This window comes from Sandaracinus amylolyticus (assembly GCF_021631985.1).
Taxonomy (GTDB): domain Bacteria; phylum Myxococcota_A; class Polyangia; order Polyangiales; family Sandaracinaceae; genus Sandaracinus; species Sandaracinus amylolyticus_A.
In genome coordinates, this window is sequence record NZ_CP070225.1 from 5,492,671 (window position 1) to 5,514,897 (window position 22,227).

20 protein-coding genes are annotated in these 22,227 nt (G+C 73.5%); 18 read left to right on the plus strand and 2 right to left on the minus strand.

Annotated features, from left to right (window positions below; translation table 11 throughout):
- The first annotated feature begins 34 nt into the window (after positions 1–34).
- The 16 genes from I5071_RS23180 (at position 35) to I5071_RS23255 (ending at position 17,198) form a co-directional block, all read left to right on the plus strand.
- Complete coding sequence (locus I5071_RS23180) at positions 35–2,065, plus strand: DUF4388 domain-containing protein (RefSeq protein WP_236514723.1); 2,031 nt, start codon at positions 35–37, stop codon at positions 2,063–2,065.
- A gap of 86 nt (positions 2,066–2,151) precedes the next feature.
- Positions 2,152–2,631, plus strand: coding sequence for a hypothetical protein (locus I5071_RS23185; RefSeq protein ID WP_236514724.1), 480 nt, complete (start codon positions 2,152–2,154; stop codon positions 2,629–2,631).
- Complete coding sequence (locus I5071_RS23190; RefSeq protein ID WP_236514725.1) at positions 2,628–3,449, plus strand: MlaE family ABC transporter permease; 822 nt, start codon at positions 2,628–2,630, stop codon at positions 3,447–3,449. The genes I5071_RS23185 and I5071_RS23190 overlap by 4 nt, the downstream gene beginning before the upstream one ends.
- Complete coding sequence (locus I5071_RS23195) at positions 3,446–3,766, plus strand: hypothetical protein (protein ID WP_236514726.1); 321 nt, start codon at positions 3,446–3,448, stop codon at positions 3,764–3,766. The genes I5071_RS23190 and I5071_RS23195 overlap by 4 nt, the downstream gene beginning before the upstream one ends.
- Positions 3,763–4,932, plus strand: coding sequence for an ABC transporter permease (locus tag I5071_RS23200; RefSeq protein ID WP_236514729.1), 1,170 nt, complete (start codon positions 3,763–3,765; stop codon positions 4,930–4,932). Before I5071_RS23195 ends, I5071_RS23200 begins: the two co-directional genes overlap by 4 nt.
- Positions 4,929–5,549 (plus strand): hypothetical protein, encoded by a 621-nt coding sequence (locus tag I5071_RS23205; RefSeq protein ID WP_236514730.1) that lies wholly within the window; start codon positions 4,929–4,931, stop codon positions 5,547–5,549. Before I5071_RS23200 ends, I5071_RS23205 begins: the two co-directional genes overlap by 4 nt.
- The gene (locus I5071_RS23210; protein WP_236514731.1) at positions 5,546–6,235 is read left to right on the plus strand and encodes an ABC transporter ATP-binding protein; all 690 of its coding nucleotides are present in this window, start codon (positions 5,546–5,548) and stop codon (positions 6,233–6,235) included. The genes I5071_RS23205 and I5071_RS23210 overlap by 4 nt, the downstream gene beginning before the upstream one ends.
- Positions 6,236–6,294: 59 nt before the next feature.
- Positions 6,295–8,178 carry a hypothetical protein gene (locus tag I5071_RS23215; protein WP_236514733.1) on the plus strand — a complete coding sequence of 628 codons (1,884 nt, stop codon included), beginning with the start codon at positions 6,295–6,297 and terminating at the stop codon, positions 8,176–8,178.
- Between the two features lie 107 nt (positions 8,179–8,285).
- Positions 8,286–9,188: a hypothetical protein gene (locus I5071_RS23220; protein ID WP_236514735.1), complete on the plus strand. Its 903-nt coding sequence runs from the start codon at positions 8,286–8,288 to the stop codon at positions 9,186–9,188.
- Between the two features lie 8 nt (positions 9,189–9,196).
- On the plus strand, positions 9,197–11,323 hold the full coding sequence (locus tag I5071_RS23225) for an MSCRAMM family adhesin SdrC (protein WP_236514737.1): 2,127 nt from the start codon (positions 9,197–9,199) through the stop codon (positions 11,321–11,323).
- Between the two features lie 211 nt (positions 11,324–11,534).
- Complete coding sequence (locus tag I5071_RS23230; protein ID WP_236514738.1) at positions 11,535–12,548, plus strand: hypothetical protein; 1,014 nt, start codon at positions 11,535–11,537, stop codon at positions 12,546–12,548.
- Positions 12,545–13,087, plus strand: coding sequence for an RNA polymerase sigma factor (locus tag I5071_RS23235; protein ID WP_236514739.1), 543 nt, complete (start codon positions 12,545–12,547; stop codon positions 13,085–13,087). Before I5071_RS23230 ends, I5071_RS23235 begins: the two co-directional genes overlap by 4 nt.
- On the plus strand, positions 13,084–13,878 hold the full coding sequence (locus I5071_RS23240) for a hypothetical protein (RefSeq protein WP_236514740.1): 795 nt from the start codon (positions 13,084–13,086) through the stop codon (positions 13,876–13,878). Before I5071_RS23235 ends, I5071_RS23240 begins: the two co-directional genes overlap by 4 nt.
- Before the next feature lie 11 nt (positions 13,879–13,889).
- Positions 13,890–15,302, plus strand: a complete 1,413-nt coding sequence (locus tag I5071_RS23245; protein ID WP_236514741.1) for an RCC1 domain-containing protein — start codon at positions 13,890–13,892, stop codon at positions 15,300–15,302.
- Positions 15,303–15,353: 51 nt separating this feature from the next.
- Positions 15,354–15,788 carry a MerC domain-containing protein gene (locus I5071_RS23250; protein WP_236514742.1) on the plus strand — a complete coding sequence of 145 codons (435 nt, stop codon included), beginning with the start codon at positions 15,354–15,356 and terminating at the stop codon, positions 15,786–15,788.
- Positions 15,789–15,977: 189 nt separating this feature from the next.
- Positions 15,978–17,198 carry a VOC family protein gene (locus tag I5071_RS23255; protein ID WP_236514743.1) on the plus strand — a complete coding sequence of 407 codons (1,221 nt, stop codon included), beginning with the start codon at positions 15,978–15,980 and terminating at the stop codon, positions 17,196–17,198.
- Positions 17,199–17,217: 19 nt separating this feature from the next.
- Here the strand turns inward: I5071_RS23255 and ppk2 are convergent, their stop codons facing one another.
- Together ppk2 and I5071_RS23265 are read right to left on the minus strand one after the other, a co-directional pair.
- Entirely contained in the window at positions 17,218–18,015 is a 798-nt protein-coding gene (gene ppk2 / locus I5071_RS23260; RefSeq protein ID WP_236514744.1) for a polyphosphate kinase 2, read from the minus strand.
- Between the two features lie 155 nt (positions 18,016–18,170).
- Entirely contained in the window at positions 18,171–20,282 is a 2,112-nt protein-coding gene (locus I5071_RS23265; protein WP_236514745.1) for a serine/threonine-protein kinase, read from the minus strand.
- Between the two features lie 92 nt (positions 20,283–20,374).
- On the opposite strand from I5071_RS23265, the gene I5071_RS23270 reads away from it, so the two are divergent.
- Both I5071_RS23270 and I5071_RS23275 read left to right on the plus strand, forming a co-directional pair.
- Entirely contained in the window at positions 20,375–21,253 is an 879-nt protein-coding gene (locus tag I5071_RS23270) for a hypothetical protein (RefSeq protein ID WP_236514746.1), read from the plus strand.
- 35 nt (positions 21,254–21,288) lie between these two features.
- On the plus strand, positions 21,289–22,224 hold the full coding sequence (locus tag I5071_RS23275; RefSeq protein WP_236514747.1) for a MerR family transcriptional regulator: 936 nt from the start codon (positions 21,289–21,291) through the stop codon (positions 22,222–22,224).
- The last annotated feature ends 3 nt before the right edge of the window (positions 22,225–22,227 follow it).

A 22,227-nucleotide genomic window follows, 5' to 3' on the forward strand; every position in this document is an offset into this window, starting at 1 on the left:
GCGACCACGGAACCCGCTATCATCGGCGGCGCACGTGACGACCTCCGCGAGCAAGGGAAGCCCCGGCGGCGTACGCATCCTCGACCGGCTGCGCGACGACGGACGCATCACCGCGCCGCAGTACGAGAGCTTCTACCACCAGGCCAAGCGCACCGGAGAGCGCATCGAGGAGTCGATCCTCGAGTCCGGCGCGATGAGCGAGGCCGACCTGCTCAAGTTCGTCGCGTCGCTCTACAAGACGCGCTTCGTCTCGACCGAGCGGCTCTCGAAGGCGGAGATCGATCGCGCGACGCTCGACCTCGTCCCGCGACGGCTCGCGGAGCGGCTGCAGTGCGTGCCGATCCTCTACGACCGCCGCGCGCAGGTGCTCTCGGTCGTGACCTACGAGCTCGAGGAGGACGTCGGCAAGCAGCTCGCGGTCGCGACCGGCGCGCGCGAGGTGCGCGTGTTCGCCGCGCGACCGGCGACGGTGCGCGCGGCGCTGCGTCGCTTCTACGGCGGCGATCCCCACGCGTTCGCGCAGGTGCAGGGCGCGCCCGCGAGCTACGCGCTCGGGCTCGACGCGTTCGAGCGCGGCAGCGGCGGTGGGCCCTCGATCTCGCTCGATCCCACGCCGCGCGGCGGGATCTCGCTCGATCTCGAGCTCGACGATCGCACGCCCGCGATCGGCTTCGCGCCCGCGCCGCCAGCACCCGCCCGTCCCGCCGCGCCGGCCCGCGCAGCACCGCCGACGCCGCCCGAGCTGAAGATCGAGATGCCACGCTTCGAGGTCGCGCCCGACTGGGCCGCGTACCTCGAGACCGTGAACGTGCTGGTGACGGTGCTCGACGGATCGCGCGCCGAGCTGCGCGGTCACTCGTCGCAGGTCGCGCGCCTCTGCGGGCAGCTCGCGGATCGTCTCTCCATCAGCGGCGCCGACCGCCACGCGATCGTGCTCGCCGGGTACCTGCACGACGTGGGCAAGGCGAGCAGCTATCACCTCACCGCGCTCAACGTCTCGCGCTTCGACGGGCATCGCCTGCAGGCGCAGCGCAGCCACCTCAGCCCGCTGCGCATGTTCGAGTCGGCGCGCCTGCCGCCTGCGACGATCGACGCGCTCACGCACCTCTACGAGCGCTACGACGGACAGGGCTTCCCCGATCGCCAGGCGGGCAACGCCATCCCGATCGGCGCGCGCATCGTGTCGCTGGTCGAGACCTACTGCGATCTCACGGTGAACCCGAAGAACCCGTATCGCCGGACGCTCTCGCCGCGCGAGGCGCTCGACGTGCTGCGGCAGCTCGGATCGCAGCTCTTCGATCCCGGGCTCGTCGGCGCGCTGCGGCAGGTCGTGGTGGGCGACGAGACGAGCGGAAAGAACGGCGCGCGCACGCGCGTGCTGATCGTCGATCCCGAGCGCGAGGAGACCACGATGCTCGAGCTGCGCCTCGCCGAGGCGGGCCACGGCGTCGTGGTGGTGCGCGATCGCGCCGAGGCGACCGCGGCGATCACGAAGGAGCGCTTCCAGCTGATCGTGTCGGAGCTCGAGCTCGGCGGCGAGGACGGCTTCGCGCTCCTCGGCGCCCTGCGTGCGGAGCCGAGCGCGGCGGAGATCCCGTTCGTGTTCCTCACGCGCAAGGCGGATCGCGAGTCGGTCGCGCGCGGGTTCGAGCTCGGCGCGGCGGACTTCCTGGTGAAGCCCGCGTCGGCAGAGCTGGTGGTCGCCAAGACCGCGCAGCTGATCGAGGCAGGCGTGCGCCGTCGCGGCGGAGGGCTCGCGGGGAACCTGCGCGACATCTCGCTGCCCGACGTGATCCAGGCGCTCGGGAACGGACGCAAGACCGGGCTCCTGCACGTCTCGGCGGGCGGCACGATGGGCGAGATCCACTTCCTCGAGGGCGCGATCGCCGACGCGCGCTTCGGACAGAGCGCGCGGCAGGAGGCGATCTACGCGATGCTCGCGCTCAAAGAGGGCGAGTTCTCGCTCGACCCCGCATTCAAGCCCACGGCTCGCGTGATCAACGAGAGCACGGAGGCGCTCCTGCTCGAGGGGATGCGCCGCATGGACGAGGCCGGGATCGGCTGAACGTCGTTGCACCCGTGGAGATCCGCACCTATACCGCGGCCGTGCCAGCCCCCGGTCGGGCCATCTCCGCCCTGCTCCGCTGCGTCGTGCTCACGGCGCTGGTCACCGCGTGCGGCGGACCCACATTGCAGAGCGGCGTGTTCCGCGACGCAGAAGCTCACTATCGGATCGGCGATCTCGGACCGGGCTGGTCACGGCTCTCGGTCGCGGGGCAGAACGATCTCGCGTGGCACAACGAGTCGCTCGGCGCGATCGTGCAGCTGAACGCGACCTGTGATCCCTCGCGCGACGTGCCGCTCACCGCGCTCACGAACCACCTGCTGATCGGGTTCCGCGAGCGCGAGATCGTCGAGCAGGAGTTCGTGTCGATGGACGCGCGCGAGGCGCTGCGCACCCACGCGGTCGCGACGCTCGACGGAGTCCCGCGCGAGCTGCTCTTCGTGGTCCTCAAGAAGGACGACTGCGTCTACGACTTCGCGCTGATCACGCCGCCGGGCACGCCGTTCAGCGGCGCGCAGCCCGCGTTCGAGCACTTCGTCTCGGGGTTCACGACGGAGGTGCAGTGAGCGCGCAGCCGCAGCCCGCGGAGAAGTCGCTCGCGGTCCGCGCGATCGAGGCGCAGGGCGCGCGACTGATCCGCGCGATGAACCACGTGGGCGGCATCACCCAGATGACGCTGCGCGCGTTCCGCTCGCTGTTCACGACGCGCTTCGAGGCGCGCTCGTTCCTCTACCAGCTCGAGCAGATGGGCGTGAAGTCGTTCGGCATCGCCGCGGCGACCGCGATCTTCGTCGGCATCGTCATGGCGATCCAGTTCGCGTTCTCGCTCGAGCGCTTCGGCGCGCGCGACAGCGTCGGACGCATCGTCGGTCTCTCCGAGGCGCGCGAGCTCGCGCCCTCGCTCACCGCGCTCGTCGTGGGCAGCCGCATCGGCGCGGGCATCGCGGCCGAGCTCGGGTCGATGGCGGTCACCGAGCAGATCGACGCGATCCGCGCGCTCGGCGCCGACCCGGTCAAGAAGCTCGTGGTGCCGCGCATGCTCGCGGGCATCCTGATGATGCCGATGCTCACCGTGTTCGCGCTGGTGCTGGGCATCGGCAGCGCGGCGCTGGTGTGCAACCTGACGTTCGGGATCGCGATCCCGTTCTTCGTGACCACCGCGCTCGACTCGATCTGGGTCGAGGACTTCCTGTCCGGCATCGGCAAGACGCCGTTCTTCGGGTTCCTGATCGCGGTGCTCGGCTGTCATTTCGGGATGACCACGCGCGGCGGCACCGAGGGCGTCGGGCGCAGCACGACGACGTCGGTCGTCGTGGTCGCGATCAGCATCCTCGTCGCGGACGCGGTCCTCACCCAGATCTTCATGTCGTTCATGTCGCGATGATGCGCCTGCGCGTGCTCGCGGCTGCGCTGGTCGTGCTCGCGCTGATGATCGCGGGAGTGGTGCTCGATGCGGCGCGGCGGCGCGGCGACGGGGCGCACGCGCGTGCGATGCGCGTCGAGCTCGCGAGGACGATCGGGCTGCCCGATCTCGCGCTCTCGAGCGGCGCGCGATGGCTGCGTCATCCCTCGCAGGTCGAGCCCGCGGCGGCGCTCTCCGACGCGCCGGGCGCGCTCGACGTCGATCCCGCGGGCGCGTGGATCGCGCCGCCGCGCGCGGTGCTGGGCGCGGGCGCGACCGGCAGGATCGAGCGGCGATGAAGCGCCAGCTCGCGCTCCTCGATCACGCGCTCGGCGCGCTGCGCCGGCGCGCCGGGCGGAACGCGGCGATCGCGATCGGTCTCGCCGCCGTGGTCGCGCTCTTCGGCTCGACGTCGTTCCTCGCCGAGGCGCTGCGGGCCGAGTACCGCGCGCTCGCCGACGGACTTCCCGATCTCACGGTGCAGCGTCTCGTCGCGGGGCGTCCCGCGCTGATCGCGGAGCGCGAGGCCGCGACGATCGAGGCGCTCGATCTGCCCGGCGTGCGCAGCGTGCGACCGCGGGTGTGGGGCTACCTCTTCGTCGCGCCGATCGAGGGCAACGTCGTGGTGATCGGAAGGGGCGCCCACGACGACGCGGAAATCGTCGCGGGACGCTGGCCCGAGCGCGACGACGAGATCGTGGTGGGCTCGGGCATCGCGCGACTGCTCGGTGCGCGCGCCGGCGATCAGATCGCGCTCACCGCGAGCGAGGGCGCGACGCCGGTCGTGCTGACGATCTCGGGCGTGCTCGACGCCCGCACCGCGGCGCTCGGCAGCGATCTCGTGATCGCGACCGACGCCCGCGCGCGCTCGCTCCTCGGGGTGCCCGAGGGCATGGCGACCGATCTCGCGCTCGATCTCGCGCGCGACGAAGAGGCCGCGGTCGTCACCGCCGAGATCGCGCAGGCGGTGAGCGGCGCGCGGGTGATCGATCGACAGCTGCTCGAGCGCACCTACGAGCTCACCTTCGACGCGCGCGCCGGGCTCGTCGGCGCGATGCTGGTGCCGGCGCTGCTCGCGCTACTCCTGCTCGCGTGGGATCGCCTCACCGGGCTCGGCGAAGCGGAGCGCCGCGAGATCGGTGTGCTCAAGGCAACTGGTTGGAGCACCAACGATGTGCTCACGGCACGGATGTGGGAGTCGGGGCTGGTCGCGCTGGTGGGCTCGGTCGCGGGCGTGGCGATCGGCTACGTGCACGCGTTCTGGCTCGGCGCGCCGGGGATCGCGGACGCGCTCTTCGGGTGGAGCGTGCTGCACGCGGAGCTCGCGCTCGCTCCCGCGGTCGATCTCGCGCAGGTGCTCGCGATCGTGAGCGCGGTGGTCGTGCCCTTCGTCGCGGTGAGCGTGGTGCCGGCGTGGCGCGCGGCGATGCTCGATCCCGATCGCCTGCTGCGAGGTGGGCCGTGAGCCGGAGGTACGTCGGTGAGGGCGCGCTCGAGACGATCGACGTGCTCGGCGGAAAGCCGCTCGTCGTGCTCCTCGGGGTGCTGCCCGCGGCGTGCATCGCGCTCGGCGCGGTCTTGGCCACGCGTCCCGGCATGACCGCGGTGCTCGCACCGCTCGCGGTGGGCACGCTCGTTCCGCTCTGGCTCGGATGGCGCAGCGGGTTCTGGCGCGCGCTGGGCTCGGTGCTGCGCCGTGAGCCGCGACCGACGTTCCGCGTGGAGCTCGACGACCTGACCGTGCAGAGCTCGGGGCGACACGGCGCGATGCTCGTCTTCGACTGGTTCGAGATCGAGCGCTACTCGCCCAGCGATCTCGGCCTCGTGCTGTGGCTGCGCACCCCGAAGGACGGCGCGAACTGCGTGCTGCTCCCCCGGCGCTTCTTCCCGGCGGAGGACTGGGATCCCCTGGTCGCGCTGGTGCGCGAGAAGCTGCCGAGTTCCGCGAAGGCGCACGACGCGAGCGTCGCGGCGCGCACCCAGAGCACGCGAGGGCGCACCCTGCGCACGGTGGTCCTGTGGTGCGTCCTCCTCGTGGTCTGCTACGCGGTCTACCAGGTCCTCACGGAGCCCGGCCGATGAGCGCGCTGCTCGAGACGGTCGAGGTCACCAAGCGCTACCTCGACGGGGAGCGACGCCACCTCGCGGTCGATCGTGTCTCGATCGCGATCGACGCCGGCTCGCTGATCGCGCTGCGCGGCCCGAGCGGCTCGGGGAAGACCACGCTGCTCGGCCTGCTCGGCGGGATGATCGCGCCGACCAGCGGCGACGTGCGCGTCGACGGCGCGTCGATCGTGCACCTGCGCGATCGCCACCGCACCGAGCTGCGCCGCACCAAGATCGGGTTCGTGTTCCAGGAGCTCGCGCTCGTCCCCGACATGACGCTCGACGAGAACGTGCTCCTGCCGCTCGTCCCGACCGGGGGCGCGACGCGCGACGAGCGCGCGCGCGCGACCTCGCTGCTCGAGCGCTTCGGCCTCGCGAGCAAGGCCGAGGCGCGCGCGAGCAAGCTCTCGGGCGGCGAGCGCCAGCGCGGCGCCATCGTGCGCGCGCTGGTGCGCGATCCGCGCGTGCTCCTGCTCGACGAGCCCACCGCACACCTCGACGCCGCGAACGCGACCGAGGTCGTCGCGCTGCTCGCGTCCCTGCGCGACGAAGGACGCGCGATCGTCTGCGCGACCCACGACCCGCGCCTCGCCGACGATCCTCGGGTGAATCGCGCGATCGCGATGGCCGACGGCCGCTTGGTGACCTCGCCGAACGGCTGATGGGGCGAACGTGACGGATGCGGCGGGGGCCGCCCAATCCTTCCCTGGAGCCCCGCCGTATGCTCACTGGCCACCGCGCGCGCGCCGCCCTCGCCGGCGTGCTCCTCGCCGCGTGCTCGAACGATCCGGTCGCGCCCACGATCGATGCGTCGACCGGCGATGCGGGCGATCCCAACGCGGTCGTCGCGATCCGCGTGGAGCCCGAGCGGCTCGAGCTCCTCTCGCGCGACGGTGAGCCCGCGAGCGGCACGCTGCGCGCGATCGCGATCGAGGCCGACGGCGACGAGCATCCCGCCGAGGGCATCACCTGGATCCTCGGCATGCCCTCGCTCGCGACGATCACGCCCGAGGGCGTCGCGTCGATCGACGGATCGCGCGGCGGTGAGAGCGCGGTGCTCGCGCGCCTCGATCGCGGCGTGACCACGATCATCGGCGAGGGCCGCCTCGTCGCGCGCATCGAGCTTCGCTCGACCGGCGATCTCACCGACGACGAGGTCGCGCGCTTCGACGCCGAGCCGATCGTCGATGCCGCCGCCGCGCCGCGCATCCTCTATCCGGTCGAGGGCGCGGTGATGCCGCGCAACCTGCGCGCGCCGGTGGTGCAGTGGCAGCCGCAGAACGGCGAGGGCGATCTCTATCGCGTCCGCGCGCGCAGCACCCACGTCGAGCTCGTCACGTTCGTGCGCACCAGCGACACGTTCGATCATTCTTGGACGATCGCTCAAGAACGCTGGCGCACGCTGGTCGACGCCGAGCCCGACGCGCCGATCACGTTCGAGATCGATCGCTGGCAGGCGGCGCACGAGCGCGTGGTGCGCGGCGCCGCGCCGGTGACGATGCAGGTCGCGCGCGGCGGCGTGCTCGGCGAGGTCTATTACTGGGCGCTCGAGCGCGGGCGCATCCTCGCGATCGATCCCCAGACCGCCACGCCGCGCGACGTCGTGCCGAGCCCGCCGCGCGCCGCGGGCGAGACCCAGCGCTGCATGGCCTGTCATACCGTGTCGCGCGACGGGCGCTGGCTCTTCGGACGCCGCTTCGGCGACGACGCGAGCTGGGTCGTCGATCTCGCCGAGGACACGACGACCGATCCCCCGCCGATGCGCTACGAGCCGCGCCCCGGCATCGACACCGCGTCGTTCGATCCCACCGGCGAGCGCCTCCTCGCGGCGTGGGACGGACGTCTCTTCGTCGTCGACGCGCGCACCGGCCTCGAGGTCGCGAGCAGCGGCCTGCCCACAACTCTCGCGTCGATGCCGACCTGGTCGCCCTCGGGCGATCTCGCGGCCTGGATCGTCGCCGACGCGAGCGAGAGCGACGCGCCCTCGACCCTGCACGTCGCGACGCGCGACGACGCGGACACCCACACGTTCGCGGCGTCGCGCGCGCTGCACGCCGGCGCGGATCTCTCGAGCGCGCCCGAGGGCGGCTCGCGCGACGCGCTCCCGAGCTGGACCCCCGACGATCGCTTCCTCGTCTTCCAGCACGGCGCCCAGGCGTTCACCTCGGGCGCGCCCGGCGCGCGCGCCGCGCTCTATCTGGCGCGCGTCGAGGACGGCCACACCCAGCGCCTCGATGCCGCGAGCGGCGGCACCGACGCGTTCTGGCCGACCGTCTCGCCCTACGTCACCGACGAGGCCGAGGATCGCCGCTTCTACTGGGTCGCGTTCCACTCGCGCCGCGACTACGGCAACGCGCGCGCCGGCACCTGGGGCCGTCGCATCCGCCAGCTCTGGATCACCGCGGTCGACGCCGACCCCGAGGACGGAGTCGACGCCTCGCATCCGCCGGTGTGGCTGCCCGGACAAGAGCGCGACTACGACAACGTCGCTGCCTATTGGGCGCCGGAGTCGTGCCGGGGAGGAGGCCAGTCGTGCGCGGATGGATCGGAGTGCTGCTCCGGCGAGTGCACCGACGAAGGCGTCTGTACCGCACCGCCGATCTGATTCGAATCGGCTCGCCCGCCGGTCCTCCCGTCCGCGCGCTCCGCGCGCTCCCGTCCGGGACCTGCGGGACGAGCACTCCGGCAAGGACTCGACTCACGGGGGCTCTGATGACTCGCACGCTGACTCTCACGCTCGCCATCGCGCTGCTCGGCGCGTGCACCGGCCGCACCGAGGGCGACGACGCCGACTCCGGGGCACCGATCGACTCGGGCACCGACGCCGGCACGCTCGTCGTCGACTCCGGGACCGATGGTGGCGACACCGACACCCCCGACGCCGGCGACTGCGAGCTCGACTGCGTCGCGCTCCCGCCCGAGTGCCACTACGAAGGTCGCGACTGTGCGACGGAGTCGTGCGGCGAGATCGTCTGTCCGAATCCCAATCGGATGTGCGGCAGTCTCTTCCACGGCCGCTGCGCGAGCGACGAGTACTGCGACTTCTACATCGAGGGCGCGTGCGGCGCGCTCGACGAGGTCGGCCTCTGCCGCGATCGCCCCACCGAGTGCGACGAGGAGCCCGAGCAGCGCGTCTGCGCGTGCAACGGCACGACCTACGACAACCCGTGCGAGGCCCACCGCGCCGGCTTCGAGATCGTGATGGAAGGGGAGTGCCCGCCGCCCAACGTCTGCAACGGCGACGACGCGTGGGGCGAGGGCGAGGGCTGCACCACCGAGCTCGGCTGGAAGTGGGACGGCAACCGCTGCGCGCCGGTCGTGGGCTGCACCTGCACCGGCACCTTCTGCCCGAGCCTCTTCGCGAGCCGCGATGCCTGCCGCGCCGGCTCCGAGACCTGCATCGCGCACCGCTGCCAGGCCCAGGACGCCGTGGCGGTCACGACCGGGTGCGCCGAGCCCGCGAGCATCGGGTGGCGTTGGGACGGCACGACGTGCGTCGAGCTCGTCGGGTGCAGCTGCGACGGCACCTCGTGCTGGCGCGTCGAGGGCACCGACGAAGCGGGCTGCCAGTCCGAGTACGTCGTCGACTGCGAGCCGATCCCCGCGCCCCGTTGAGCCTCGCCATGCATCACCTCCGCCTCGCGCTCCTCCTCGCGCTCGCGCTGCCCGCGTGCACGGTGCCGCTCGACACGCCGCCCGGCGACGGCGGCCCCGGCGCGTGCGAGCAGAGCGGCGATCGCGACGGCGACGGAGTGCCCGATCTACTCGAGGAGCTCCTCGACACCGATCGCGACTTCGTCTCCGACGCCGACGAGACCGACAGTGACGGCGACGGTCGCGGCGACGCGCTCGAGGCGGGCGAGATGCCCTGCGTGTCGCTGCCCGATCGCGACGCCGACGGCGTGCCCGATCTGCGCGACACCGACGGCAACGGCGACGGCGTGCCCGACGCCACGCAGTGGGAGAGCGATCTCGACGGGGACGACGTCGTCGACGGGCTCGACACCGACACCGACGGCGACGCCATCGCCAACACCGTCGAGCAGCACGGCCCCGAGCCGATCGACACCGACGGCGACGGCACGGTCGACGCGCTCGATCTCGACAGCGACGGCGACACCATCGCCGACGCCCACGAAGCCGCGGGCGATCCCGACGCCGACGACGTCCCCTCGTTCCGCGATCTCGACGCCGACGGCGACGGCATCCCCGACGCCGACGAGGCCGGCGACGCCGACGTCGCGACCCCGCCGATCACCTGCGACGACGAGATCGACGTCGCGACCGGCGAGCCGGACGACGACGAGCTCGTCGACGCGCTCGACGTCGACCGCGACGGCGACGGAGTGCGCGACGGCGACGAGCGCGACGCCGGGATGGACCCTTGCGATCCCGACAGCGACGACGACGGCTTCGGCGATCTCGTCGAGTACGCGCGCGACGACGTCGAGTGCGAGGACGGCACCGAGGACGCGTGCGGCTGCGCGATCGATCCCGACTGCGGGATCCCCGGCGACGACTACTACGTCGTGCTGCCGTACCAGGCGCCGAGCGTGGTGCGCGAGCTCGAGCTCTCGACGCTGCTGCGCGTCGCCGACGTGCTGCTCCTCGCCGACACCACCGGCTCGATGGGCCGGGTGCTCGATCACATCCAGGACACCGTCGCGGTGCCCGACACCGGCCTGATCGATCGCATCCGCGACCGGGTGCCGAGCGCGTGGATCGGCGGCGGCTACCACGACGACTTCCCGCTCGGCATCTACGGCAGCGGCGACGATCGGGTGTTCGGCATCGCGATCGAGATGAGCCCGCCCGAGCGCGCCGCCGAGGTGCAGGCGGCGTTCGAGGCGCTGCAGATCCACGTGGGCGGCGACTGGCCCGAGTCGAACAGCGAGGCGCTGCTCCAGGTCGCGACCGGGCGCGGCGGCGCGTGGTCGATGAACGGCTACTTCTACACGATCCCTCGCCTCTCCGAGGAGTGCGAGGACGGCCGCTGGGGCGCGCCCTGCTTCCGCTCGAACGCGCTGCCGATCGTCGTGCACTTCAGCGACGCGTGCGCCCACAACGGGCCGCCCGGCGAGCACGCGTCGTGCGGGCCCTACCAGGGCTTCACGCCCGCGCCGGCGACCTGGGACGACGCGATCGCGGCGATGAACGCGCGCGCGATGCGCTACGTCGGCATCAACGCCGGCGAGTCGCACTGCGAGGACGATCCCGGCCCCGCCGAGAGCGCGCCCTGCTTCTTCATGCACCGGACCGCGATCGCGACGGGCACGGTCGACCTCGACGGACGCCCGCTCGTCTACGACATGCCGCAGGGCACCACGAGCACCGAGGAGTTCGTCGACACCGTGACCGCGGCGATCGACAACGTCGCGACGCGGATCCCGTTCGACGTCGACACCGCGCTGCGCGCCGAGCGCTCGCCGCGCCCCGAGATCGATCCGCGCGCGTTCGTGCGCGACCGCCGTCCCGGGTGCCGCGCGACGCCGCCGATCGAGCCGTGCTGGGACGCGCCCGAGGGCATCCCCCACGACCGCGCGGTGGGCGAGGTGACCGACGAAGGGTTCACCGACGTGATCCCGGGCACGACGGTGCGCTTCCAGATCGAGCTCGCGAACGACGTGCATCGCGGCGGGCCGCACCCCGAGGTGTTCGTGACGTGGATCGATCTGCGCGGAGACGGCGTGACGGTGCTGGACTCGCGGGCCGTCTACGTGGTGGTGCCCGCGGGAAATGGCCCCTCGTGAGGCCGGAGGCGGTTCTGCCGTCTCCGTGGTCGAGGCTGGGGTGGCCCTCGGCAGGTTGAATTTCCGGCGGATGGAGGGCGACCGTCCCACGACGGCGTAGGCGCCCCGGGTCCGTGTCGGGTCCCGCGCGCGTCCTGCCGCTCGCTCGACCGTGCCCGATCCTTCCAGTCTCATTGGCATCGGCTCGCCTGCCGTCCTACCCTGGCGCACCGTGCGTTCCCCGCTCGCCGGCGCCGTCGCCGGGCTCGCCCTGCTCGCGCTCGCGCCGATCCTCGTGCTCGCCCAGCAGCACGACGCGCCGGTCGCGACGCTGCGGGTCGAGCGGTCGGACGACGCGAGCGCGTGCCTCGACGAGGAGTCGCTGCGCGAGCTCGTCGCGGCGCGCCTCGGGCGCGATCCCTTCGTCGACGAGGCGCAGCTCTCGATCACGGTGCGCATCGAGCGAGCACGCCGGGGCTACGTGGCGCGCGTGGACACCGCGAGCGAAGGGGGCGAGCCCGGACGCCGCGAGCTCGCGTCGGAGCGCGACGACTGCCGCGATCTCGGCGACGCGCTCGCGCTCGCCCTCAGCCTCACCGTCGACCCGACGAGCCTGCTGCGCCCCCCGCCGCGCCCCGGGCCGATCGCCGACGCCGGCGCGGAGCCCGACGCCGCGATCGCCGATGCCGGGGTGGACGCCGCGCCCGCCGAGCTGCCCGTCGACGCAGGCGTGGTCGTCGACGACGCCGCGCCCCCCGACGACTCCGAGGGCCCGGCGCTGCTCCTCACCGCGACGCTCCTCGCGTCCTACGGGATCGCCCCCGGCGTGTCGGCGGGCCTGGTGCTCGGCGCGGGCGTCCACCTCGACGCGTTCTCAGTCGCGCTCGAGCTCCGCGGCGAGCTCCCGACCGTCGAGTCGTCGGTGCGGGGCGCGCCCTACGTCGCGTCGGTCGTGCCGTGCGGGCACCTCGACATCGTCGGGCTCTGCGGGGTGATCTCGGCGGGCGCGTTCTGGGGCGAGGGCGTGGACGTGCCGGCGGCGCGCTCCGGCGTCTCGGCCTACGTCGCCCTCGGGGCGCGCGCGGTGGTCGCGGTGCCGCTCGACGAGACGCTCGCCCTGCGGCTGCACGGCGAGCTCACGGTGCCGCTGGTCGGCGCCACGCTGCAGCTCGGCGGCGAGCGCGCGTGGGAGACTCCCGCCGTCGGGCTGGCCCTCGGGGTCGGCGTGGGTGCGAGGCTACGGTGACGGATCCCGGTCCTTCCCACCAATCCCTGAGTGAAGTGGATTTCCGGGCGGTGTTTCGCGCCGAGCTGGGCTGGGTGTGCAACACGCTGCGGCGACTGGGCGTGCGGGAGGCGGACGTGGAGGATGCAGCGCACGACGTCTTCGTGACCTTCCATCGGCGACTGGCCGACTACGACCCGGCGCGCCCGGTGCGCGCCTGGCTGGGCGGCATCGCGTACCGCGTCGCCTCGGACCACCGGCGGCGGGCCCACGTGCGCCGGGAGATCGCCGACGACACGATCGAGGTGGTGGACCCCCAGGGCGGCGCGGACGACGCGCTCGCCGAGAAGCAGACCCGCGCGCTCGTGCTGAGCGCGCTCCAGGAAGTGCAGGAGGAGCGACGCCCGGTGCTGGTGCTCCACGACATCGACGGCATCGCCATGCCCGCCATCGCGGAGTCGCTCTCCATCCCGCTCAACACCGCCTACTCGCGGCTCCGGCTGGCGAGGGCGGACTTCCGACGCGCGGTCGAGCGACTGCGCGCGCAGGAGCCCGCGTGACCGGCCCCGAGGACTTCGGCGACGAGCCGCTCGACCCCGAGATGGATCGGCTCTTCGAGGCCGAGCGGGCGCGCCCGGAGCGGGCCGGCGAGGGCCCGGAGGCCGATCGCCTCTACGCGCGCATCATCGCGGCGGTGGGGCCGGTGCCGGGCGGCGGCGCTCCTCCGGCTCCGACGAGCGGCGGCGGTGGCGGTGGTGCGGCGGGTGGCGGGACGGCGCTGGCGCACCCGGCGCTGGTCGGCGGCATCGCGCTGGTGATCGGCATGGCGGCGGGCGCGGTGCTCCACGCGACGCTGACGCCGCCCGAGGTGCGGGTGGTGGTGCGCGAGGTGGTGGTCGACGCGGGACCGGCGGTCGCGCCGGCGCCCGAGCCCGAGGCCGAGCCGGTGGTCGCGATCGCCGACGAGCCGACCCCCGAGATCGCGCCGGAGGTCCGACCCGAGATCCCCGAGCGCACCGCCGCGCGCCGACCCGACGCCGGTGCGCCGACCACGCTCGCCCGCGAGTCCGCGCTGCTGGCGCGCGCCCAGTCCGCGCTCGGCCGGGGCGCGCCCGAGCTCGCGATCTCCGCGCTGCGCGAGCACGAGACGCGTCACCCCGAGGGCCAGCTCCGCGAGGAGCGCGAGGCGCTCTGGATCTCCGCCCTGGTCGCCGCGGGCGATCACGACGCCGCGCGCGAGCGCGCCGCGCGCTTCCGCCGGCGCTTCCCCGGCTCGCCGCTGCAGGCCGCGATCGACGCGACCTTGCGTGAGAGCCCCCCTGGCACGCCGCGAGGCACCAGCACACCCTAGCTTCCGCGCGGATGCTGCACGCCGCCCTCCACCGACGCCCCTCCACGACTGCGCTCGTCGCAGCGCTGGTGACGCTCGCGTGCGCGGCGTGCGATCGGCTGCCCATCGACGCCGGTGATCGCGCCGACGGCGGCGCGCTGCCGCCCGACGACACCAAGCCGCTCTTCGTCCGCGAGATCGCGCTCGGCACCGACTTCTCGTGCGCGGTCCTGCACGACGGAGACCTCGCGTGCTGGGGCTCCGACACCCACGGCCAGCTGGGCATCGACATCGCGGTGTGGCTCGGCGAGCGCTGCGACGGGCTCTACTGCGCGACCGCGCCGGTGATGCTCGAGAACGTCGCGTTCGTCGACGAGGTCGACGCCGGCGACGCGTTCGCGTGCGCGCGCAGCACGCTCGGCGTGGTGACGTGCTGGGGCAGCCATCGCTTCGGCGAGCGCGGCGACGGGACCCCGAGCGACTTCGAGCGCCACTCGTTCCCGAGCCGCGTGATCGAGAACGCGCTCGACATCGCGGTCGGGCGCCATCACGCGTGCGTGCTCGGCGCCGATCACCGGGTGCGCTGCTGGGGCCTGGGCGAGCACGGGCAGCTGGGGCGCGCCGCGCCCGACCGCTGTGCGATCCCCACCGGGATGAACGAGGAGCTCGGCGTGGACGAGCGCGCAGCCGACGTGGCGTGCGCGTCGTTGCCCGCGCTGGTCGAGGGGCTGGACGACGCGCCGGTCGAGCACATCGTTGCCGGCGACTACCACACCTGCGCGATCAGCGGCGGGAACGTGTGGTGCTGGGGCCGCGACGACCTCGGACAGCTCGGCGACGGAGTGCCCGGGGCGTCGCGCGCGACGCCGGGCGTGGTGATGGCGGACGACGGGCCGCTGGGCGCGATCCGCGACCTCGCGCTGGGCGGCGCGACGTCGATCGCGCTGCAGGCCTCGGGCACCGCGGCGCGGTGGGGCGATGCGACGAGCGGCGTGCTCGGCATCCCGCCCGCCGAGGCCGAGCCCTGCGACGACGGCGCGGCGTGGTGCGCGCCGACGCCGCGCGTCGACGTCTCGGACCTGACCCGCATCGCGGTCGGCGGCGGCTTCGGCTGTGGCCTCGACGTCGGGGGCCAGGCGTCGTGCTGGGGCCTGGCGCGCGACGGGCGCCTCGGGACGAGCGTCGAGCCGAGCTCGACGTGCCGCGGCGCCGGCGGCGAGGACGCACCGTGCGCGCTCGAGCCGCAGGACGTGGAGGGGCTCCGCGCGGGGCTGCGCTCGGTGGCGCTCGGTGACGGGCACGCGTGCGCGCTGGGCTACGCGCGCGACGAGGACGGCGACACCGCGTCGGTCTACTGCTGGGGCCGGAACGACTTCGGACAGCTCGGGCTCGGCCACGCCGGCGGCACCGAGATGGTGCCGGTCGCCATCCGCAACACGCGGTGATCGCGCTCGGGCTCGACGGAGCTCGGCGGCTGAGGTACGACTGCGCTTCCCGTGCAACCCGGTTGCAACAACGACACGGTCGCGCCTGTCCGAGAGCGCGGTCCCCGCTCGGCGCTCGATCGCATCGGCATCGGCGTCTCGCTCGCGTGCGCGGTGCACTGCGTCCTCGCGGCGCTGCTCGCGGCGGCGCCCGCGTTCGCGGCGACGGCGGCTCCCGGCCTCGGCGAGGGCCTGGAGTGGCTCGAGACGGCGCTGCTGTGGATCGCGCTGGGCGTCGGCGCGTTCGCGCTGGTCCCGGCGTACCTGCGCGAGCACCGCAGCGCGTGGCCGCTCGTGCTCTTCGTGGTCGGCCTGGGGCTCGTGGCGATGGTGCGGGCGGTCGAGAGCCACTCGCTGGAGCTCGCCGGCACGGTGAGCGGCGTGGCGCTGATCGCGAGCGCGCACTTCGTGAACCTCCGCGCGAGCCACCGCGGCCACGAGCACTGAGCCGGGGCGGGGTCCGGGTCGGGCCCCGGACCCGGACGAGATCCGAGACCGAGCCGGATCGGAGCCCGTCCCCGACCGGAACCGAGAGCGAACCGGACCCCGACCGGGGCGGGATCGGGACCCGACCCGGCCCCCGCCCCGGACCCCGTAAATCGACTCGGCGCCGTTCGGCCTCTACGCTGTGACGCCATGTCCGCCGAGGACGCCGTTCGTTCGCCCTCCCTCAAGGTCCACCACCTCGCGGTGAAGGTCCGCGACCTCGCGCGGGCCGAGTCCTTCTACGCGGGCGCGCTCGGACTGCCGATCATCCGCCGCCAGGACGCGGAGGACGGCACGCCGCGCTCGATCTGGCTCTCGCTGCACGACGGTGCGTTCCTCGCCGTCGAGCGCGCCGAGGAGCCCGAGTCGCAGCGCCTCGACGGCTCGCCCGGCTGGCACTGCGTCGCGCTGGGGATCGACGCGAGCGAGCGCGAGACCTGGCGCACGCGCCTGACCTCGCGGGGCCATCCGGTGGTGCGCGAGACCGCGTACACGCTCTACGTGCGCGACCCCGAGGGCGCGATCGTCGCGCTCAGCCACTACCCGCACGCGATCGCGGAGGCCGTCGTCGCGCGCGGCTCGCAGCCTCCGCCCGCGCCCGGCGGGCCCACGAGCGCGTCGGCGGTCGAGGTCGGTCCCGATCGCGCGCTCGAGGGAGGCGCCCCTTCGGGCGTCACCTCGCGGCTCGCGGCGCTGGTCACCCTCTCGCTCGCGCTGCTCGCGCTCGTCGGCAGCGCGGTGCCGGTGAGCGCCCAGCGCGCGCCGGCGGACGTGCTCGTCGTCGGCTCGTCGTCGGTGTTCGGCCCGTTCGGACGGCTCGTCGAGGAGCAGCTCGAAGAAGCGGGCCTGCGGGTGCGCCGTCACTCGCGCCGCTCGACCGGCTTCGCGCGCCCCGACTTCTTCGACTGGCAGCGCGAGATCGGTCGAGTGCGCGGGCTCGGCGAGGCGCGCGCGGTCGTGGTGATGATGGGCGGCAACGACACGATGGCGCTGCGCCTCCGCCCCGACGAGTCACGCGATCGCGGTCCCGCGTCGTGGGTCGCGTGGCGCGACGAGGCGCGGTGGCGCGAGCTCTACACGTCGCGGGTGCGCGCGTTCGTCGACACGATCTGCGACGCGGGCGTGGCGCGCGCGATCGTCGTGCTGCCCGCCGACGGCGATCGCGAGGGCTGGGCCGATCGCATCGCGCGGGTGCAGGAGGCGCAGGCCGCGGGCGTGCGGGGGACGCGCTGCGGCGTGGTGCTCGATCCGCGCAGCGACGCGCCGGTGCGCGAGGGTGACACCATCGACGGCGTGCACCTCTCGACGCGCGGAGCGCGTCAGGTGCTCACGCGCATCGGCCCCGCGCTGCTCGCCGCGATCGAGAGCTGATCACACGCCGTCGGGCGTCTCAGAACACCGCCTCGACGTACCGGTACGGGTAGCTCGGCTCGCGATACCCGCCTCGCTTCTGGCGCTTGGGGAGCTTGATCTTCTCCCGCGGCGGCGACTCGTACGGCACGGTCGTCAGGATGTGGTGGATCACGTTGAGCCGAGCGCGGCGCTTGTCGTCGCTGGGCACCACGTACCAGGGCGCGTGCGCCGAGTCGGTGGCCGCGAACATGTCGTCACGCGCGCGCGAGTAGTCGAACCAGCGGCTGTACGACTCGAGATCCATCGGCGAGAGCTTCCAGATCTTGCGCGGATCATCGATGCGATCCTGCAGCCGCCGGGTCTGCTCCTCCTCGCTGACCTCGAGCCAGAGCTTGATGAGGACGACACCCGACTCGACGATGGCCTTCTCGACCGACGGAACGATGCGCAGGAAGCGCTCGACGTCGTCCATCTTCGTGAAGCCCATCACGCGCTCCACGCCGGCGCGGTTGTACCAGCTGCGATCGAAGATCACGATCTCGCCGGCCGCCGGCAGGTGCGGGATGTAGCGCTGGATGTACATCTGGCTGCGCTCGCGCGAGGTGGGTGAGGGCAGCGCGATCACGCGGAACACGCGCGGGCTCACGCGCTCGGTGATCGCCTTGATGCAGCCGCCCTTGCCGGCGCCGTCGCGGCCCTCGAACACGATGCAGACCTTGAGCCCCTCGCGCACGACCCATTGCTGGAGCGCGACCAGCTCCCCGTGGAGATTCTTCAGCTCCTTCTCGAAGTCCTTGCGCTTCAGCTTGTCCGTCGCCTGGCCGTCCTTGCTCATGAGGGCACCGCTTCTCCTGTTCGTCGTCGACGGATGAGACCCCGGGGGAGCTCGACGCCTCCGTGATCTTTGCCCCGCACGATCGGATCGCGAGAGCGGCGAGCCATCGCCGCACGAGCGGCCCCTCGTGGCGACCTCCTCGGGTGGCGAACGGATCACGCGTCGGGCACGAGCGTCGCGCCGTCCCAGCGGTACCAGGTGCGCGCGCCGCCGAGCCGGCGCACCCGCAGCGGCCAGAAGCCGGGCACGTCGCCCTCGCCTTGCGTCATCGGCCCGCCGATGTGCTCGCGGCGCGTCTCGGGCAGCTCCTGCCCGCTGCGCAGCTCGATCGTCCACGCCGGCGCCTGCGCGCCGATCGGATGGACCCACCACCGCATGCGTCCATCGCCGCGCCCGGTGCGCGTGCCGATCACGAGCAGCGTGCGCCCGCCCTCGGGCGCGGTCCGCGTGACGAAGAGATCCTCGACGACCTCGGCGCCCGCGCGCGGCACCTCGTAGAGCTCGGAGACCGCGCACGTCGCGTCGCTGCGCGCGATCCGCACCCGCGACGGCTCGACGAGCACCATCGCATCGCTCGAGCCCGCGCCCTCCTCGTCGAGGCGCGCCCACGCGACCACCACACCCTCGCCGCCCACGTCGGCGATGCGCGGCACGCAGTGCTCCCATGCCCGCAGGAGCCCCGAGCCGACCCATCCTTCGACGCCCTCGGCCGCGACCACCCGCGTCCAGGTGCCGCGCCCGCCGGCCTCGGAGCGCATCGCGCCGACGTCGCCGTAGAGCCCGACCACCAGCGTCTCGTCGGGCAGCGTCGCGCGCAGCGCGCGCTCGGGGCCCGCGCCTTCGCGCAGGTTCGAGCGCGTCGTGGTGCGGAGCAGCGCCGGCTCGAGCGCGGCCGCGAGCTGCGTCGCGTCGGGCGATCCGTCGACGCTCTCGCCGCCGAACGCCGCGCGCAGCGCGGGCACGTGCGCCTCGCACGACGCGATCGACAGCGCCGCCCACGACTCTCCTCGCGGCGCGATGCGCACGCAGCCGCGTAGCTCCGCGGAGAGATCGCGCGCGCCCAGCGCGAGCGCCGCGAGCGACGACGGCGACGACACGAAGCGCGGCGTCCCGCTGGGCACGACGGCCTGCGCGGGAGGCGGCTGCGGTGCGCCCGGCGGCGCGATCGCCGGCGCGATCGTCGCGGTCGGTGCCGGCATCGCGGGCGCGACCGCCGCCTCGGGCGCGCCGCCCGACATCGTCATCGTCGACACCCCCGCGACGACGAGGATCGTCGAGAGCATCCCGAGCACCGCGAAGAAGCCGCGCCGTCCGGTGCGCTTCGTCGGCTCGGGTGCGATCCCCGCCGCGCCGCCCATCGATCCGAGCGACACCGCGGGCATCGTCGGCGCGCTCGCCGCCTCCGCCGCGGTCACCGCGTCCACGTCGGCGCCCTGCGCGGCGCGCGTCAGCGCCTGACGCATCGTGCGCGCGTCGGGGAAGCGGAACGAGGGATCGCGCGCCATCGCGCGGTGCACGAGCTCGGGCACTCCGCGCGGCAGATCGGGGCGCAGCGTCGCGACGCGCTCGGGATCGTCGGTGACGATCGCCGCGATCACCGCGGTCGCGCTCGGTCCGTCGAACGGCAGTCGACCGGTGAGCGCTTGGTAGAGGATCACGCCCATCGCGTAGAGGTCGCTGCGCGCGTCGACGCTCTTCGCGCTGCGCACCTGCTCGGGGCTCATGTAGTGCGGCGTCCCGAGCGTCTGCATCGAGTGCGTGATCGTCGCGCCCGCGGCCTCGCTCGATCGTGCGATCCCGAAGTCGAGCACCTTCGGGATCACCCCGTCGGCGTCACGCGCGAGGAACAGGTTCGCGGGCTTCAGATCGCGATGCACGAGGCCCGCGTCGTGGATCGCCGCGAGCCCTCCGAGCGCGCCCGCGATCCACTCGGTGATCTCCGCGAGCGTGGGCGCCGGCGTGCGCTCGAGGCGCTGCGCGAGGCTCTCGCCCTCGAGGCACTCCATGACCAGGAAGGGCCGCCCGTGCTCCTCGCCGAAGTCGATCACGTCGACGACGTTTCGGTGCTGCACCGACGCCAGGCTGCGCGCCTCGCGCAGGAAGCGCTGCAGCGTCTCGGGCGGCGGCGCGTCGCCGAGCACCATCTTCACCGCGACCGCGCGCCCGAGCGTGAGGTGCGTCGCGCGCCACACCGCGCCCATCCCGCCCTTGCCGATCGGGCTCTCGAGCCGGTACTTCCCGGCGATCACGCTCCCCGCACCGAGCACGCGCGGCGACCCTATCACGCGCCCCCTCCGAGCGGTGCCCCCGAGCTCGGCGCGTCGATGTGAAGAACGCCGCCGCGCCTACGCAACGGACCATGCGGCTCGCGTGCGCGGTGCTCGTCCTCGTGGCCGGCTGCGGAGGGTCCCTCGATCGGGTGCGGCACCTCGAGCCGATGCGTCGCGCCGACTCGTGCGCGCGGATCACCGACGTGCCGTGGACCGCGCTCGATCGAGCCGCGGGCTCGGACCGTACGCGCATCGACGCGATGCCCGACGACGTGCGTCGTGTCGCCGAGGCCGCACGCCTCGACGACGCGATGCTCGGCGATCGAATCGTCCTCGTGGAGCACCTGCTCGTGCTCCACGCCGATCTCGGCGGCGCGATTGCCGAGGTCGACTGTCTCTCCGATCAGCTCGAGGACCTGCAGGCCGAGCTCGCCGATCGCGAGGCCGCGTTCTCGCTCACGGTCACGCTCGTGTCGATCGCGGTCGGCGCGCTCACCGCGACCGCGTCGGGCGTCATCGATCTCGCGACCCACGACGACCTCGTCTCGGCGGTCGTGCAGATCATCGGGGGCGCGGCCGCGACCGCGCTCGGCGTGATCGCGTTCTTCCCGCCGAACGAGACGCTCACGCTCGAGCACGACCGCAACGTGCTCCGCGTGGTGCGCGACGCGCGCGACGCCGACGACGTGACGCGCGCGCCCTTCGTCATGCGCATGCTGGTGGCGCCGCGCGTCGACGGACCGAGCCCGCGCGAGACGCTCGAGCGCCGATGGTCCGACACGTTCGCGCTCGTCGACGACGACATGCCCGCGCTGATCTTCGGGAACGGCGGGCGCTACGACCGCGACGCGCTCCGCACCCGCGAGGTCGTGCTCGAGCAGCTCGAGGCCGAGCTCCAGCTGCTGCGCCAGGACTACGAGCTGCTCTCGCGTTACCTGTTCGAGCGATCGCGCGACGCGCCGCCTTGACTCTCCATCAGGAGGAGACTCCAGGCTCGCGCGTGGTGACGAGGAAGCTCACGATCGGAGCGCTGTCGCGGCGCACCGGAGTCCCGGTGAAGACGCTGCGGTTCTACTCGGACGAGGGGCTCCTGCCTCCCGCCGGTCGGACCCGGAGCGGCTACCGCCTCTACGACGAGGCGCACGTCGTCCGGATCGATCTCATCCGCACGCTGCGCGATGCCGGCGTCGGCCTCGAGACGATCGCGCGCGTGCTCGATCGCGACCTGACGATCGAGGAGGCGCTCCGCGTCCGCCTCCAAACGATCGAGGCGCACGTCACGTCGCTCACGCGCGTCGCGGGCGCGATCCGCGCGGCGCTGCGGTCGCGAGCCTCCTCGGACGCACCGGACATCCGTGACGAAGACCTGAGGAGGTTGTCGATGGTGACGAAGCTGTCGTTCGAGGAGAGGAAGCGGGCGATCGAGCGCTTCTACACGAAGGTGATGGAGGGCGCGCCGGTGCCGTCCGATTGGATCGAGCAGATGGTCGCGACGAGCACGCCCGAGCTCCCCGACGATCCGAGCGCCGGGCAGCTCGATGCGTGGATCGAGCTCGCGTCGATGCTCGACGACGACGAGTTCGTCGCGGCGATGCGCGTGAACGCCGAGAGCTTCTGGGCTCGTGACGTCGACGTCGCGGCGCTCCGTGCGATCCAGTCGGAGCTCGTGCGCGCGGCGTCCGAGGCACGTGCGCGCGGCGTCGACCCGCGCTCCGACGAAGCGCGCGCGCTGGTCCGGAGCTACCTCGGGAGGACCGCCGCAGCGTCGGGCGACGTCGACGGCGCGACGATGCTCGCGCGGCTGCGCGCTCAGTACGATCGCCGCGCCGAGCGCTACTGGGAGCTGGTCGCGATCATGGGCGGCATGCAGCCCTCCGAGCGCTTCGCCGACCAGCAGTGGCTCGGTGAAGCGACCCGTCAGGTCCTGCTCGAGAGCTGACCT

Coding starts and splice junctions, on each gene's coding strand:
- I5071_RS23195 (WP_236514726.1), top strand. CDS start 3,446: ATGATGCGCCTGCGCGTGCTCGCGGCTGCGCTGGTCGTGCTCGCGCTG.
- I5071_RS23200 (WP_236514729.1), top strand. CDS start 3,763: ATGAAGCGCCAGCTCGCGCTCCTCGATCACGCGCTCGGCGCGCTGCGC.
- I5071_RS23210 (WP_236514731.1), top strand. CDS start 5,546: ATGAGCGCGCTGCTCGAGACGGTCGAGGTCACCAAGCGCTACCTCGAC.
- I5071_RS23215 (WP_236514733.1), top strand. CDS start 6,295: ATGCTCACTGGCCACCGCGCGCGCGCCGCCCTCGCCGGCGTGCTCCTC.
- I5071_RS23220 (WP_236514735.1), top strand. CDS start 8,286: ATGACTCGCACGCTGACTCTCACGCTCGCCATCGCGCTGCTCGGCGCG.
- I5071_RS23225 (WP_236514737.1), top strand. CDS start 9,197: ATGCATCACCTCCGCCTCGCGCTCCTCCTCGCGCTCGCGCTGCCCGCG.
- I5071_RS23245 (WP_236514741.1), top strand. CDS start 13,890: ATGCTGCACGCCGCCCTCCACCGACGCCCCTCCACGACTGCGCTCGTC.
- I5071_RS23255 (WP_236514743.1), top strand. CDS start 15,978: ATGTCCGCCGAGGACGCCGTTCGTTCGCCCTCCCTCAAGGTCCACCAC.
- ppk2 (WP_236514744.1), bottom strand. CDS start 18,015: ATGAGCAAGGACGGCCAGGCGACGGACAAGCTGAAGCGCAAGGACTTC.
- I5071_RS23270 (WP_236514746.1), top strand. CDS start 20,375: ATGCGGCTCGCGTGCGCGGTGCTCGTCCTCGTGGCCGGCTGCGGAGGG.